Annotated in this window: 9 protein-coding genes; 8 read left to right on the plus strand and 1 reads right to left on the minus strand. The window is 37.8% G+C overall.

Annotated elements, in window-relative coordinates; genetic code table 11:
* Positions 1 to 113: 113 nt before the first annotated feature.
* Entirely contained in the window at positions 114 to 467 is a 354-nt protein-coding gene (locus SVZ03_10060) for a hypothetical protein (protein MDY6934550.1), read from the minus strand.
* 768 nt (positions 468 to 1,235) lie between these two features.
* Here SVZ03_10060 and SVZ03_10065 point away from each other — a divergent pair.
* The 8 genes from SVZ03_10065 to SVZ03_10100 all read left to right on the plus strand — a co-directional run bounded on the left by SVZ03_10065 (position 1,236) and on the right by SVZ03_10100 (position 16,980).
* Positions 1,236 to 2,516: a CoA transferase gene (locus tag SVZ03_10065; protein ID MDY6934551.1), complete on the plus strand. Its 1,281-nt coding sequence runs from the start codon at positions 1,236 to 1,238 to the stop codon at positions 2,514 to 2,516.
* Positions 2,517 to 2,536: 20 nt separating this feature from the next.
* Positions 2,537 to 3,760 carry a CoA transferase gene (locus SVZ03_10070; protein ID MDY6934552.1) on the plus strand — a complete coding sequence of 408 codons (1,224 nt, stop codon included), beginning with the start codon at positions 2,537 to 2,539 and terminating at the stop codon, positions 3,758 to 3,760.
* 274 nt (positions 3,761 to 4,034) lie between these two features.
* Complete coding sequence (locus SVZ03_10075) at positions 4,035 to 9,536, plus strand: AAA family ATPase (GenBank protein MDY6934553.1); 5,502 nt, start codon at positions 4,035 to 4,037, stop codon at positions 9,534 to 9,536.
* A gap of 138 nt (positions 9,537 to 9,674) precedes the next feature.
* Complete coding sequence (locus SVZ03_10080) at positions 9,675 to 11,999, plus strand: PAS domain S-box protein (GenBank protein ID MDY6934554.1); 2,325 nt, start codon at positions 9,675 to 9,677, stop codon at positions 11,997 to 11,999.
* A gap of 31 nt (positions 12,000 to 12,030) precedes the next feature.
* A complete protein-coding gene (locus tag SVZ03_10085) occupies positions 12,031 to 12,489 on the plus strand; it encodes a response regulator (GenBank protein ID MDY6934555.1) in 459 nt (152 codons plus the stop codon).
* Between the two features lie 155 nt (positions 12,490 to 12,644).
* A complete protein-coding gene (locus SVZ03_10090; GenBank protein ID MDY6934556.1) occupies positions 12,645 to 13,799 on the plus strand; it encodes an ATP-binding protein in 1,155 nt (384 codons plus the stop codon).
* A gap of 493 nt (positions 13,800 to 14,292) precedes the next feature.
* Positions 14,293 to 15,174 (plus strand): MaoC/PaaZ C-terminal domain-containing protein, encoded by an 882-nt coding sequence (locus tag SVZ03_10095; GenBank protein ID MDY6934557.1) that lies wholly within the window; start codon positions 14,293 to 14,295, stop codon positions 15,172 to 15,174.
* Between the two features lie 624 nt (positions 15,175 to 15,798).
* Positions 15,799 to 16,980, plus strand: coding sequence for a pyridoxal phosphate-dependent aminotransferase (locus SVZ03_10100; GenBank protein MDY6934558.1), 1,182 nt, complete (start codon positions 15,799 to 15,801; stop codon positions 16,978 to 16,980).
* Positions 16,981 to 16,983 lie beyond the last annotated feature (3 nt).

The following is a 16,983-nucleotide window of genomic DNA, read 5'->3' on the forward strand; positions in this document are numbered from 1 at the left end:
ATGTGAATTTAAGTCAAGAGAGATAAATATCAGAAACATTAGACATTATAAAAAGTATATGTCAAAGTTCACATACTTCGATTCTGATGTGCAACTTATGGGCAAGTGTATTATTAGTGAGATATTATAGGTTGTTTATTTGATTTTTGTAATTTTGGCGAATATAATGGATTATCAACCTCATCCATTTCCTGATTAGTAAAGTTTAGGTAGGTCGAAACATTGAGCATGTTTAAAATTTTATCAAATGATGGGGAAGTTTTAAGAATTAGAATACCGCCCTCCTTATCAATCTTTTGCTTAGCGTGTATTAAAAAACCAATAAAGGATGAATGCGTGGTTTTCGTTTGCCGGAGATCGAATATAATAGTTTTATCATGAGGTATAACAGAAAATTTTTTGGAATACTCCGGTATTGTTTCAAATTCTATGTTGTTAGGAAATATCCATGTATTATTGTCTTCCATAGTACTGTTTCATCCTTAAATAAGCAAATTCCATACAATATCATTTATCGTCATTTCTTTAATTAGAATAAAGTAGAAAATATTTAAAAATGTATAGCTTCAATGAAATGGGACAAAAACAATAATCACCTGAACATTTATATCTATCTTAAATAAAGATGGATAATCTGAAATTAGATTTTGGATCAAAAATCACATTTTCAATAATGTTAGTGGCTCATATATATTTCATAGGGAATTTGTCAAAAAAATTCGTAACAGAAATACTATCCTAAGTAATAGGAATGATTAATTGATATTGGAAAATATAAATTGAGATGATCTTATAATAAGAACACTATCCATACTTGTGAAGGTAAATCTTATTTAGAATCTGTGATAAGCCATATATCGATTATTATTATTATTATTGTCCAGATTGAGTTAGCGATTACTTTATACTAATGATGATAGTATTCATATCCCGAATTCAAATTCGGGCCTAGTTTTTTTAATCATACTAACTTTTTTAAGTTGACTCCCTCGCTCTAAAATATATATATAATATTGAATTAATATAATCAAATATGGTATATGATTGTAAGTAACCGATTAGTTTCTTACTATATTTTACTACTAAGATAGACTCTTAAGAGAGATTGTTTAACATGTTATTATGGTTCAGTGAATTTGATTCCGAATCGAATGATCCTTGCAATATAATATGCATATTTCATGTAATATCAATCCATACTGTTAGCGTAATTATAATAAATGAGGAGCAGATAAATGGCGATAACAAAGGGTCCACTAAATGGCATTAGAATTCTTGATATGACTCATATGCATGCCGGTCCATATGGAACTATGCTTTTAGGGGATCTGGGAGCGGAGGTTATCAAATTAGAATCACCTACTGGCGATATGATGAGAATGGGGAATAAGGAAGTAACCATTGAAAATTTGTATATTATTGGTATCAATAGAAATAAGAAGAGTCTGGTCTTAAACTTGAAAGGAGAATATGGCAAAAAGGCTTTTTATGATCTCGTTAGAAAATCGGATGTTGTTTATTCCAACACACGGGCGGAAGTTCCCCAAAGGCAGGGTACTGATTTTAATACACTTAAGAAAATTAATCCAGGAATAATACGCTGTAACATCTCTGGTTATGGCGAGACTGGACCAGCTATTGGTTATCCCTCTTTTGATATTATAGCCTGTGGGCATAGCGGTATATTGAGTATCTCCGGTGAACCTGGCAAGGCTCCAATAATACCTGGGGGTATTGCTTTGGCTGATATGATGGGCGGCATTGTCGGCTCAATGTCAGTATTAGCTGCTTTGGTAAGGAGGAAGATGGATGGTAAAGGAGTGCAAATAGAAACAAATCTTCTCGATGGACTCTTGTTGCTTCAACAGGTCATGTTTCAATACTATTTTTTATCAGGAGAAGAGCCTGGTCTTCAGGGAAAGCGGCATCTCTTTGGCCCTGGATATGGAATATATGATACAAAGGATAGTCATATAACGATGTGCCCAGATGATCATGATAAAGCTCTCAAACTCATAGGGCTTGAATGGACTTTGAGTGATCCTCGTTTCGCAAAACCTGATAATAGGGTAAAGAATCGGGAAGAGCTTGATAAATATATTGAGGATGCTTTATTAGAGAAAACAACCGAGGAGTGGATTAAACTTCTCCGTGATCAAAATGATCTTGCCTGTGGACCTGTTTTGAATTATGAGCAAATATTTAATGATCCACAGGTATTGCATAATAAAATGATCATTGAGATGGAGCTAAAGGGGGAAAAATACAACACGCTTGGATCTTTATTTAAATTATCAAAGGGAAATAATCAAGACCTAATTGAGGGGACATTCGAATCAGCCCCTGATTTGGGTGCAAATACTGATGAGATACTAAAGGATATTCTATGCTATTCGGATGATATGATTGAAAAGATTAAGGCAGAAAATGTCGCGTATCTACAGACACGTAGTGAAGGTGCTCAGATCATCAGGATGCCTAGCGAGGAAGAAATATCTGAGCAATCGAAAGAGTAATAAGTTTAGGAGGATAATGAATGGCAATTACTAAAGGACCATTGAGTGGAATTCGGGTCCTCGATTTGAGTCAGGCGGATGCCGGTCCTGTTACGACAATGCTTTTGGGAGATTTGGGGGCAGAAGTTATTAAGTTGGAGTCTCCATTGGGGGATTTGATGAGATTTGGTGATTCAGAAATAAAAGTAGATGTCAAGAATTATTATATGTTAACCCTTAATCGAAATAAAAAGAGTGTGGTATTGGATTTGAAGGGGAAGCTTGGGAAAGAGGCCTTTAATGAATTGGTTAAGGTCTCAGATATAGTCTTTTCTAATTTTCGAGCGGATGTTCCCCAGAGACTTGGTATTGACTTTGATGCTTTGAAGAAAATTAATCCCAATATTATTCAGTGTAATCTTACTGGCTTTGGGGCCACAGGTCCATATACTGAATATCCCTGCTTTGATATAGTTGCCTGCGGTCATAGCGGTATATTGAGCGTCTGTGGCGAGCCTGGTGGTTCACCCGTGGTGCCAGGGGGAATTGCGTTGGCAGATTTGATGAGTGGAATATATGCGGTTCTATCTATCTTGGCTGCCCTAATTAATAAAAATCAGGATGGGGAGGGTATAAAGGTAGATGCTAATATGCTAGATTCCCTTTTATTTATGCAGAAGGTGCTTTTTCAAAGCTACTTTTCTAGCGGTAAGGTTGTCAGTTTCCAGGGAAGAAGGCATCATATGCTTCCAACGTATGGTATTTTTAAGACTAAAGATGGATCAATGACATTAGGCCCAACCAATGAAGATAAATTAATAGAGCTTGTAGGTCTTGGATGGATGTTGGAAGATCCAAAGTATAACAATATAGTGAGCAGAGTTGTAAACAAGGAAGAGTTTACGAAATATTTTGAGGAGGCATTGCTGCAGAAGACCACAGAGGAGTGGGTTAGGCTCTTTCGCGATGAGAATGACTGGGCTTCAGGTCCTGTTTATAATTATGATCAGGTTACTAAGGATCCGCAGGTTTCGCATAATAATATGATTAAAGAAATGGAACTTAAGGGGAAAAAATATAAGACTATTGGTTCAGTATTCAAGATGCATGGAATGATAGAGGGGGAGCCCGATCCACCTCCTGATCTTGGTGAGCAAACAGAGGAAATATTGAGGGATGTATTGGGTTATTCTGGTAAACTGATCAATGATATTAAATCAGAAAATGAGATTGGCGCCTGGAGAATGAGAGGATGTAAGAAATAATATGATCACCCATCATTTGAAATCATTGAGATATCCACGCAAGAAATGTCTTATAGTACTATCATAAATAAAATTTAGCGATATTTATTTTATGGATTAAATATATCATCACAATAATAAAACATGCCACTGACATAATATAAATAGAATGTCATAGAACAGATACCTACCTATAGAAATCAAGAATTACCCATAGACATTATTAAATGCATGTTTTCTAATATAGTGTTTATTCAATTTGATGGATTTATACAAATGGTCGAAGAGAATGAAGATGATTGAATTATCTGGGTATTTGATCAAGGAAAAGCTCTTTCATGGGTATCATTCTGCCCTTTTCCGTGGAATCAGGAAGAGCGATGACTTGCCTGTAATGATTAAGACTTTTGACAAAGTCGCAGTTTCTGAGGCGCGTTTTGCACATTTTAAACAAGAATTTTCTGTGATACAGAATCTGGAATCTGATTTTATTGTAAAAACCTACAGTTTGGAAAGATATAGCCATGGCCTTGCCCTTGTATCAGAGGATTTCACCGGAATACCACTTAGAGAGTATTATCATAATAGCTATCAAAATATTTCAGTTTTTATAGAGATTGCCATTCAACTTTCAAAAGCGTTGATAGATGTTCATCATTCGGGTCTAATCCATAAAGATATTAAACCTATAAATATTTTAATCAATAAAAATACAAGAAGGATTAAGTTAATAGATTGGGGGATTTCGTCCATCCTGATCAATGAGATTGAGGACATCTATAATTCAGAAGTGTTAAGAGACACGCTGCCCTACATATCACCTGAGCAGACTGGTCGCATGAATCGTTTCATGGATTATCGCACTGACTTCTATTCCCTTGGTGTTGTGTTATACGAAATGTTGATTAAAAGGCTTCCCTTCTTTTCATTTAATCCAATTGAGCTTTTTCACAGTCATATTGCAAAAAATCCGCAACCCCCAGTGGAATATAATCCAGAGGTTCCTGAGGCTATTTCTCAGATCATAATGAAAATGCTCTCTAAGAATGCTGAGGATAGGTATCAGTATGCTGGTGGAATTGTAGAGGATCTGGAAAGATGTATAAATCAAATAAAAAGGGAAGGTAAGATTGAGCCCTTTGTCATTGGTGGCGATGACCTATTACATGTAGATAGAATATTGATCCCTCAGAAAATCTATGGCCGGGAGGAAGAGATCGGCATATTGATGAGAGCCTTTGACCGCATCAGCAATGGAGCATCAGGTCTGATGCTGGTAGCCGGTTATGCAGGTGTAGGGAAAAGTGTACTCATAAATGAAGTGCATAAGCCCATTGTGGAGCATAGAGGTTATTTTTTATGGGGGAAGTTTGATCAATTGAGAATGAATGTGCCATACAGTGCCATTATTCAGGCTTTCCAGGGTTTTATAAGGCAGTTGCTTACAGAAAGCGAGGAGCGAATTAATTTATGGAAAGAACTTTTAAAAGAAGCCCTTGGAAACAATGGCAGGATAATTGCTGAAATTATTCCAGAGGTAGAACTGTTAACTGGGAAACAACCTGAGATTCCTGAACTCAGGGCTGATGAATCTCAAAGGAGATTTCATCTTGTTTTTCAGGATTTTATTAGGGTATTATCTAAAGCAGATCATCCTATTGTTGTATTTTTTGATGATCTCCAGTGGGCGGATTCTGCAAGTTTGGATCTTATTAGGATATTGATTGATGATTCGTCTATACAATATATATTGTTTATTGGCGCTTTCCGAGACAATGAGATTACGCCTTCTCATCGCTTAACGCTGTGGCTAAATGATATTGAAAATTTAGGGATTAAGTTTGATCAAATAATATTACAACCTCTCAGTATAGATAGTATCAATCTGTTGATTGCTGACACTTTAAAGCGTAGTCCCGATGTTATCAATTCTCTGTCTGAGCTTATATATAAAAAAACTGGAGGCAATCCCTTTTTTATTAAACAATTTTTAGAAAAACTTAGTGATGAAAAGTTGCTGGTCTTTTCAACGCAGACTGGATGGCAATGGGATGTTGAAAGCATTGAGGAGATGGATGTAACAGATAATGTAGTTGATCTTATGACTGAGAAGATACTCAGACTGCCGGATGGCCCCCTGGATATTATAAAGACAGCTTCATGCTTTGGAAGCAAGTTTAGTATTGAAGTGCTGGCAGAATCTTACAATAAAACTGTTTACGAAATATATGAAAATATTGTTGTGTTACTTGAGAGTGGTTTTGTGCTTTTAATGCATGATGCATTTAGATTTTCTCATGATCGAATACAAGAGGCTGTTTACTCCATTACCTTGGATGAGGAAAGGAAAAGGAAGCATTATAGAATTGGAAAGCTTCTGCTTCAAAAGGCAGGGATTGAGGAGATATCAGAGAATGTGTTTAATATAGTAGATCAGTTAAACCTTGGAATGGAGCTTATTACTGACCAGGGGGAGCTGAGAGAGCTTGCCAGATTGAACCTTTTAGCCGGGCAGAAAGCCAAGGCCTCGACAGCATATGAAACAGCAGATCTATATCTTGAATTTGGGATAAATCTTTTGCATTGCGATGCATGGGAAAAGGAATATGATTTAGCCCTTTCATTATATACAGAGATTGGCGAAGTAAAATATCTAATTGGAGAAAATGAGCAGGCTGAAATCTTTTTAGATACTGTTTTAAAGAATGCAAAGAGATTATTGGATAAAGTACGAGTATATGAGACAAAGATTACAAGCTTTACCATTCTTAATAGGAGGCTTGAGGCTATAAGTTTGGGGAGAGAGGCTCTTACCATGCTGGGTGTTGACATGCCAGGAGAGGCAAGCCCTGAATTAATAAATGAAGAGATGAATCTTGTGAAACAGAATATAGGGGGTAGAGAAATAGAGGAACTTGCCTACCTCCCTGATCTAAATGACGTTAATAAAATAGCAATTGCCCGTATTCTAATATCCTGCTCAGTCGCTGCATATACGACAACTCCGGAATATATGTCATTGATAATATTGAAGCTGGTAAATATATCATTAACCAGCGGTAACACAAAAAATACCTCCTTTGCGTATGTTGTCTATGGTTTAATATTATGCGGTAGATTGGGGGAAATTGAACTTGGGTATAGATTTGGTAGGCTCGCGTTGGAGCTTGTTTATAGATTTAATGCAGTAGAATTTAAAGCAAAGGTATTTTATGTTTATGGAGATATGATAAATCACTGGAATAATCATTACAGGGAAGATCTTCCCTATCTCCTTGAATCATACAGAAGCGGCTCAGAAACAGGGGACCTGTCATATGCGTCATATGCTGTGAACCATCTTATTATTACTTCATTCCTTATGGGTGAGCCCTTAGGTGAATTACGGGAAATGATAGATAAATACTATGAAGTTATACTGAAGTACAAGCAGTTAAGCGTTATTCAGGAGTATAAACTTTGGTACCAGATGGTGATCAATCTCTTGGAGATGAGTGAGGATAAGCTGTTTATTAAGGGTGAGATATGCGATGAAAAGGAGATAGTTCAGGAATGGGAAAGAACAAATATGCTTACTGGTATTGGATATTATACTGTAGCAAAACAAATAATTTTATATTTATATGGCGATTATAGAAATTCCATAACTATATCCGAAAAAGGTGAAAAATCCATAAATACTATGATAGGCATGAATCTTGTAGCTGAATATTATTATTATTATTCATTATCATTGCTTGCTTATTATCCTAGCGCAAGCGATGATAAACAAGCGGATTATCTGGAAAAGGTAGAGTCTAATCAGGAGAAAATGAAGAAGTGGGCTGCACACGCGCCGGAAAATTTTGAGCATAAATATTTGTTTGTTGAGGCGGAAATATCCAGATTATGGGGAGAAATAAAGTCAACTATCAACCTTTATGACGGAGCGGTTGAATTGGCCAATCAGAATGGATTTATTCAGGATGAGGCCATGGCTAACGAACGCGCTGCTCATTTTTATCTTTCTGAAGGAATGGAGAAGATAGCTCGGGTATATATGCAGGAAGCTTATAGAGGATACAGACGCTGGGGAGCTGTTATTAAGGCAACTGATCTGAAGAATGAATATCCTTATCTTTCAGAATTGCATAATCATTTACAATCTGATGCAACAATAATGCTTGATTACTTAAGCATTGTAAACTCACTTCAAGCGATCTCCAGCGAGATTGTTTTAGAGGAATTGCTTGATAAATTGATGAAGATCGTTCTTGAGGGTTCAAGCGCAAACAGGGGGGTTATAATTCTAATTAAAGACGATAAACCTTTTGTAGAGGCTGAAAGGATAGTGTTGGATAAAGAGTTATCTATTATTAAAGCTGTACCTCTTGGGGAGAGGGATGACCTGTTAAAGCCTGTTATAAATTATGTAAAAAGATCATTGGATTTTATCGTTTTAGACGATGCCCCCAACAAAGGAGATTATAGATTCGATGCTTATGTGGTTAAGAGCAAACCGAGGTCTATATTCTGTCTGCCTGTAATAAAACAGGCAGAATTGATTGGTATTCTTTATCTGGAAAATAATATAACTGCAGGCGCCTTTACCCCTGATCGGGTGGAGCTTCTTCAGTTATTAGCTTCTCAGGCAGCCATTTCCCTTCAGAATGCAATGTTGATAGACGATATGAGAAAAGCAGATGAAGCGCTGAGGGAATCAGAGTTTCGTTATCGCACACTTTTCGAGAGAGCCCCCATTATCATTGGCATTACTGATCATAATGGCAAGATCCTTACATGGAGTGAATATACTCAAAAGTTGTTGGGATACTCCAAGTCCGAGATGGCGAGAGTTAATGTAAAGGAAATGTATGTGAATATATTAGATCGCGATCATTTAATACAACAATTACAGACCGATAGCATGCTCCCCGGTAGAGAAGTTCAATTTAAAAAAAAGGATGGATCGTATTTTTATGCAAACCTTTCTTTACTTCCATTTAAATGGGAAGGCAAGGGTGCGATCTTGTTAATGGCACAGGATATTACCGAACGGAAGCGAATGGAGGAGAAGATACGTACCCTTAATGTGGAGTTAGAAGAGCGCGTAGAGGAGCGTACAGCAAGGCTTGAAGCCGCTAATAAGGATCTCGAATCCTTTTCATATTCAGTTTCGCACGATCTAAGAGCTCCGCTGCGCGCCATCAGTGGGTTTGCTCAAATTATCAGTCGGCGTCACAGGGACAGCCTGAATGAAGAGGGTAGGCATTACTTTGATAACATTGTACAGGCAAGCTCTCAGATGGATCAGCTTATTAATGATCTGCTCGATTACTCTCGCGTTGGGCGACAATCAGTATCAATTCAACCTATTCCATTAAGTGAAGTTTTTTCCTGGATTAAGAGTAGCCTATCTGACCGAGTAAAAGAAACAGGATCACGTATTTGTGTATCCGATGATCTGCCGGTAGTATTGGGTGATAAAACCCTTCTTATACAGATTTTTACAAATTTGATCGATAATGCTCTAATCTATCATGACTCTAGCGTTATTCCTGAGGTCAGGGTAAGCTGGTGTAATGAGTCTGACCGCGCTGTAATTTATGTTTCTGATAATGGCATAGGCATTTCCACTGAATATCATGAAAAAATATTTCGCATATTTCAACGGCTTCACAGTCAGGATGAATATCACGGAACTGGCATTGGTTTGGCTATTGTAAAAAAATCTGTGGAGTTGTTGGGGGGGCATGTAAGTGTGAAGTCGGAGGTGGGAGGGGGTAGCACCTTCATTGTGGAGTTGCTGAGTGTGTAATTATATATAAGATAAGGCAGGTCATTAATACTGAAGATAATTATATAGCTATTCATCTATTTTCGAATTAATTAATGTAACAGGAAAATTAGATATCCTTAGGTTGAACGCTATGAAGTTTCATATTAATGAGGATGTATGAAATCCAAGGGGATACTCATTACACTTTCAATAATATTTGGTCTGATTGTCTGGTTCATCGATGCTGCTGTTGATTGCTTATTTTTTTATGAGGTGTCATTCTGGGACTCTCTGATTCTTGGTATCCCTAATCATGAGATGTTTATGAGATCTTTAATGATGATAAGTCTTACTGCATTTGGTTTAACGATATCAGGAATAATTGCAAGTCGTGAAGCTGCAAGGAAGGAGATGCTGGACTCAGAGGCTCGTTGGCATAGGATTTTTGAAAATGTACCATGCGGCATAGGCCTTATCACTCAAGACGGTGTGATGCAGTTATGTAATAGGTTTATGCTTAACATGATTGGCTACACTAAGGAGGATATAAATCGAATAAACCTGAGAGATATTTATCAAAATATAGAAGAGTATGATTCAATGTTGAATCAACTCCAAAGGGACGGTTCCATTCATAGTTATGAAGCTAAATTGAAGCGCAAGGATAGTGCCTTAATGGATGTTGATGTTTCAATGCATACGCATAATCTTAAGGGGGAGTTGGTAATTATTATTATATTGCGGGATATTACCGAAACTAAGCTGAAGGGGGATCGTCAGTACTTAGCAACTCAAGTTCTGGAAATACTCAATCAGTACGGAAATAAGCAAGATGTAATACAGAATATTCTTCGAAAGATTAAGGAGATTACTGGATTTGACGCCATTGGTCTCCGTTTACAGGATGGTGAAGATTATCCATATTACATGATAAATGGTTTTTCAACTCAGTTTGTTGAGGTTGAGAGATATCTTTGTGCAAGAGACTCAGTTGGGAGGCTGATGCGAGATTCGACGGGCAATCCAGTTTTGGAATGCATGTGTGGCAATGTTATTTGCGGAAGAACTGATCCTTCGTTGTCATTTTTTACTGAGGGCGGCAGTTTTTGGACAAACAGCACAACTGAACTTATTGCTTCCACTACAGAAGAAGATCGTCAGGCTCGTACCAGAAACCGATGTAATGGGGAGGGCTATGAATCTGTTGCGCTTATCCCTCTTCGCTCAGGTAGCGAGATCATTGGTCTTTTGCAATTAAATGATAAGCAAAAGTACAAGTTTACTCCGGAGATGATCACATTCTTTGAAAAGATTGTAGAGAGCATTGCAATTGCCCTTGCAAATAGAAAGTATCAGGATACAATTCAGAAGGAGAGAGATACTACAAGGAAATACCTCGATATTGCAGGAGTGATGTTTGTGGCGATAGATTCAAAAGAGAAGGTTACACTTATTAACAAAAAGGGTTGCGAGATTCTTGGATATCCTCAAGAGGAGATAATTGGTAAGAACTGGTTTGAAAATTTCCTTCCGGAAAAGTTAAGTGAAAATGTGAAATCAGTTTTCCAGAAATTGATGTCAGGGGGGATCGAACCGGTTGAGTATTATGAGAATCCAGTATTAACAAAAGGTGGCGAGGTGAGGATCATTGCCTGGCATAACACAATTCTAATAGATGAGGTGGGAGACATCGTTGGCTCTCTCAGTTCAGGAGAGGATATCACTGAACGCAGAAAAGCGGAGGAAGAGCTGGAGAGGTATCGCGATCATCTGGAGGATTTGGTAAAAGAGCGGACAATAAAGCTTGAATTAGCAAACAGGGAGCTTGAATCGTTTTCATATTCAGTATCACACGATCTGAGGTCTCCACTTCGCGCTATCAGTGGATTTGCTGAAATAATTAGCCACCGCTATTGGAATGACTTGAATGAGGAGATCAGGCATTACTTTACAAATATAATTCAAGCAAGCTTTCAAATGGATCGACTTATAACTGACCTATTGCGTTACTCCCGCCTTGGACGTCGCTCTATAGCTTTTAGACCTGTACCATTAAACGGGGTGTTTGCATTGGTTATGGGTAGCCTATCTGATCGATTGACGGATATGGGGGCAACTATTAGCATTCCTGATGATCTACCGGTTGTTATTGGTGATAAGACCCTTCTGATCCAGGTTTTTTCAAATTTGATCGATAATGCTCTAACATATCATGCCCCTGATGTTATTCCTAATATTATTGTAGACTGGCGCAATAATGCCAAGAGTATTATTGTCAGCGTGATTGATAACGGCATAGGTGTTCCCATTGAATTTCACGATAAGATATTTCATATATTTCAACGGCTGCACAGTCAGAATGAATACCCAGGCACGGGCATTGGTTTAGCTATTGTGAAAAAATCATTGGATTTATTGGGGGGGCAGATATGTATAGAATCTGCTGTGGGACAGGGGAGTTCTTTTATTGTAGAGTTGCCGTTAGAATCATTATTCACATAACAAATACAAATAATAGTAAAAGGAAGATAATATGGCTAAAGCTGCAAACATTCTTCTTGTAGAAGACAATCTCATGGATGTGGAGTTGATACTCGACGCCTTTCGAGAGGCACATCTGGGAAATAAAATCAATTATGTTAATTGTGGCAAGGATGCGCTTGACTATCTTTTTGGTAAAAATAAATATTCAGACAGACAGAAATATCCTATTCCTGACTTGATTCTTTTGGATTTAAAGATGCCTGGTGTTGATGGTCATGAGGTGCTGCAGAGGATTAAACAGGCTCATGGTCTTAAGCGAATACCTGTTGTTATACTTACGTCATCTATGGAGGATGGGGACAGGGCTTTAAGTTATGACAATGGCGCAAACAGCTATCTGGTTAAACCTGTATCTTTTGAAGGTTTTATGGAAGTGATTCGGAAAATAGATGAATATTGGATGCTGCTAAATGTTGGCCCTCCGGATTGGATAAGTAACAAGGAATGATTTTTATGTTTTGTATTTAAGATATGCTTTACCAAAATTAAATTGTTTAATTGTAACGCAATTCCTTCTCTTTTACAGGGGGGAGGGGTTGTGCATTTTCTTTTGTGGAATTTCATAATTAACAATAGTTGATTGTTTTAGTATAAGGGGAAATTATGAGTAAAATGAATCGTATTCTATATATAGATGATAATTCGCTAGATAGAGAACTGGTAAGGGATTCGCTTGAAATTGAGTATGGGAATTTTCAGGTAATCGAGGCTACTTCAATTGAGGAATTCAATATTCAGTTGTCAGATGGAGATTTTGATCTCGTTCTGAGCGATTTCAACATTCTAGGTTTCGAAGGGCTGGAGGTGATCGATGCAGTTAAGAGAAAAGATTTCTCTTTGCCGATTGTAATTGTCACTGGCACAGGATCAGAGGAGATAGCTGTGGAGGCGATGAAGAGGGGGGCTGATGATTATGTTATCAAAACCCCAAGTCATATCCGACGGCTTCCGCAGACCATCCATGCTGCTATTGAGAAGAAACGATTACAGGTTGAGCATAAATTGGCAGAGGAGGAACTGGTAAAATATCGCTATCATCTGGAGGAACTGGTTAAGGAAAGGACAAAAGAACTGAATGAAGCTCAGGAGAAGCTCATCATAGCTGAACGACTGGCTGTTCTCGGCGAATTTTCGGGAAATCTATCTCACGAACTCAGGAATCCTCTAGGTATTATTGAGAGCTCTGCATACTATATTCAAACAAAATTATCAGATTCAGATTCAAAATTGAAGCAGCATATCAATCGTATCAGAGAACAGGTGAGACGCTCAAGAGATATAATTAATAGTCTTGTGAATCTAGCAAATCTGAAGAAGCCAAGGAAAGATAGGATTGACCTCACAGTAGCGCTGAATTATGCTATCTCGACATTAAACATACCCAATACAGTGGAAATTAATGTAGATATACAGGATGAGAAGGTGGCGGTTTATGGGGATATGGAACAACTCTGTATAACCTTTAACAATATCATTAATAACGCCATTGAAGCGATGGAAGGAAAGGGAAGGCTTGCGATTAAAATGAGGGTCTCTAATGAAGACGATATTGTCGAAATCATCTTTGAAGATACAGGCCCAGGTATTGCTTCAGAGAATAAAGATAGAATTTTTCGGCCGCTTTTTTCAACAAAGAATAAGGGCATTGGTTTTGGTCTTTCGATATGTCAGCAGATAATATTGAATCACAATGGAATAATAGAGGTTGAATCAGAACCCGGAAGGGGGGCATGTTTCATCATACGTCTTCCCATTTAAGAGAAGTATTTATCAAGGGATAACAATTTCATGCTATGTAATTTTAAATATAAATGCTGTCACCTGTTATCTGTATTCAAGTATGTGATAAATTATGATGTATGAATTTGGTTTTAATGCATTAGAAAAAATATTTGCTAAGTTTATAACTGAGGAAACTGCGTTGTATCGACTCCCTTAGTGAATCAGGATATGGGTAAACATCCATTACTCATACATAAAATTATTTCACTCTCCCACCAAAAGATAGTGATTCATTAATCCAACTCAAGACTGGATGAATGTTATTCAGGTTACAGAGTGCATTACGAAAAGGAACAAAGCTCATGAATTCACTTGACAATGAATATATGTTCTGTGATATGGTTCTATGAATTAAAAGATTCTCAATCTTTAATCAGAGTTAATAATTTTAAACCAATCTTAGGGTTTCCATTAGTATACTACTATTGGATTCATCCCTAAATAGTACTTACAAAGGAGGATTTGTTATATGCCTATTGACAGAGAAAAAGCATTAGGTGCAGAGCTGGAAGGCGGAGAGTTTACTTGGGATGCTGACAGGCTCATACTCTATGCATTGGGAGTTGGAATTGGGGTTAATCAGAATCAAGTTGATCCTAAAAAGGTGCTTCAATACACCTATGAGAATGGGCTTAAGGCGCTGCCCACTTTTGGTGTTGTTCCTGTATTCGGGGCCATTGGCAATCTTATTAGTCTGCCTGGTTTAGATATCAATTTGATGATGCTACTTCATGGAGAGCAGTATACTGAAATTGTTAAATCTCCCCTGCCAATAAACGCCAAAGTTATTAGTTCAGGCAAGGTGACCGGCATTTACGACAAGGTTAAGGGAGCGCTGCTTGTAATGGATGTTGATTCCAAGGATGCTGATACCGGTGAAATTATGATAAAAAATACATTCTCGGCATATATTCGTGGCGAGGGTGGATTCGGGAAGCCGGATGATCCTAAGGCTCCTGAGCCTGGTAATGAACCGCCAGATCGAGAACCCGATAAGGTAATTGAATATCCCACAATGACACATCAGGCAATTCTATACCGCCTATCCGGGGATAAGAATCCGCTACATATTGATCCAGAAATGGCTAAAATGGGTGGATTCGATGTGCCCATACTTCATGGGCTCTGTACATACGGAAATGTGGGTCGAGCTGTAATTGAAGCCTATACGGACAATAATCCCGAGAAATTCAAGAGCATTAAGGTTCGTTTCTCTAAACCAGTATTCCCTGGCGAAACCATTGTTGTTCAGATGTGGAAAGAGTCGAATACAGAAATCATCTGTAAGGCAAAGGCTAAAGAGAGGGATATTGATGTTATTACTAATGCAAAGGTAACCCTAACTGGTTAGTCTTTTTTGTAATGGTGGTGAAGGAAGAGGCATAACCCATTGGGAATAGCCTCGTTTTATGCTTCCCAATGGGTTGCTGTGAAATGATTGTGCCCTAGGGAGAAGAAAAATCTCACCCCAAGGGGGAGAAATTAGAATCTATTTCAGTAGGTATCTTTAAACACTTAAATTCAGTATTCTCGTGGGATTTTTTATATCCCACCTCCCTGCTGAAATAGATTTTGAAAATTATTGCAATGGAAGGTTTAACAGTCACAAGGTTGCACATGCAGGGGGGAACATAGAAATAGACTCTGGTTAGCCCTTTGTATATCTCTATCTTGTAATTTGAAGATATAATTTGTCTAAGCTCCCTTTCTCATTTATGTAAAGAAACATACCTTTGCCAATGGATAATAGATCATTAGAAATGACTTTATCGCTCAATGGGGTGTTGAGATATAATTTAAACCCCAACCAGAAAATACATAATAATGCATATTGGATATCATTGTTATAATATTAGTATTTCCCTCTATGTATGAAAAAGTCTGGATAAATAATCTCTCTCTTAATCTTTATTAAATCACACATAAGCCTGTTTTATGTATTATCAATTTTTTTCAAATAGGGAGTATAGCTTTAATGCACATTTCAGCAAAAATTATTGATTCTATTGAGAGGTCTTCATGGATCAGGAGGATGTTTGAGCAGGGTGTTAAGTTAAAATTGAGGCTTGGCGAAGAGGGAGTTTTCGACTTCAGTCTGGGGAATCCGGATTTGAATCCCCCAGAAGAGTTTTACAGTGTGTTAAGGGGTATAATAGAAGATCAGAGTCCTGGTGTTCATGGGTACATGCCAAATGCTGGATTCCCTGATTCCCGTGAGTCGATTGCTAAAAGGGTATCCCTGGACCATGAGATCCATATTGATGGGGAGCATGTTATTATCACCTGTGGCGCAGCTGGTGGATTGAATATTATTTTAAAGACGATCCTAAATCCAGGTGAGGAGGTTATTGTTCCGAAACCATATTTTGCTGAGTATGGGTTTTATATTGATAATCATCAGGGCAGGATGATCCTCGTTGATACTGAGGAGGATTTTTCCCTCAATATTGAAAAAATTGATAAATCCATAACCAACAAAACAAAAGCAATACTTATCAATTCACCAAACAATCCCACTGGGATTGTATATTCCGAGGATGAGATAAGAGAACTCTCAGGATTATTGGAGAGTTATGCCAGGAAGAATAGAATAATCTATCTTATTTCCGATGAGCCCTATAGAGAGATTGTGTATGATGGCATCAAAGTGCCAAGCATTTTGAAGCAATATGCTCACTCAATTGTTGTATCATCCTTCTCAAAAACATTCTCTATTCCAGGCGAGAGGATCGGATACATCGCTGTAAATCCTTCAAGCGTTGAGTGTGATATGCTTATGTCAGGTCTCATCCTCAGTAACAGGATTCTTGGGTTTGTTAATGCCCCGGCTCTTATGCAGAGGGTTGTTGTACAGATCTGTGATCTCTCGATTGATGTTGATGTTTACAAAAGTAGAAGGGAGCTACTGGTGAACGGGCTGCAAGAGGCGGGATATGAGTTTACAAAACCTGGAGGGACATTCTACCTATTTTGCAGATCGCCAATTAGTGATGATATTAAATTCGTTGAGCATCTGCAGAAGTATAATATTCTTGTGGTTCCTGGAAGCGGATTTGGTGGTCCTGGCTATTTCCGGATATCCTTTTGTGTCTCTGAGGAGGTGATCCGTAGGGCTCTCCCGAAATTTAAGGAGGCCATTGATTCAATAAGGCGATAAAGT

It is taken from the genome of Spirochaetota bacterium (assembly GCA_034190085.1).
Classification (GTDB): Bacteria; Spirochaetota; UBA4802; order UBA4802; family JAFGDQ01; genus JAXHTS01.

Excerpts from the sequence above, each read along its gene's own strand:
- SVZ03_10060 (MDY6934550.1), bottom strand. The coding sequence starts at position 467 with ATGGAAGACAATAATACATGGATATTTCCTAACAACATAGAATTTGAA.
- SVZ03_10065 (MDY6934551.1), top strand. The coding sequence starts at position 1,236 with ATGGCGATAACAAAGGGTCCACTAAATGGCATTAGAATTCTTGATATG.
- SVZ03_10070 (MDY6934552.1), top strand. The coding sequence starts at position 2,537 with ATGGCAATTACTAAAGGACCATTGAGTGGAATTCGGGTCCTCGATTTG.
- SVZ03_10075 (MDY6934553.1), top strand. The coding sequence starts at position 4,035 with ATGATTGAATTATCTGGGTATTTGATCAAGGAAAAGCTCTTTCATGGG.
- SVZ03_10080 (MDY6934554.1), top strand. The coding sequence starts at position 9,675 with ATGAAATCCAAGGGGATACTCATTACACTTTCAATAATATTTGGTCTG.
- SVZ03_10085 (MDY6934555.1), top strand. The coding sequence starts at position 12,031 with ATGGCTAAAGCTGCAAACATTCTTCTTGTAGAAGACAATCTCATGGAT.
- SVZ03_10090 (MDY6934556.1), top strand. The coding sequence starts at position 12,645 with ATGAGTAAAATGAATCGTATTCTATATATAGATGATAATTCGCTAGAT.
- SVZ03_10095 (MDY6934557.1), top strand. The coding sequence starts at position 14,293 with ATGCCTATTGACAGAGAAAAAGCATTAGGTGCAGAGCTGGAAGGCGGA.
- SVZ03_10100 (MDY6934558.1), top strand. The coding sequence starts at position 15,799 with ATGCACATTTCAGCAAAAATTATTGATTCTATTGAGAGGTCTTCATGG.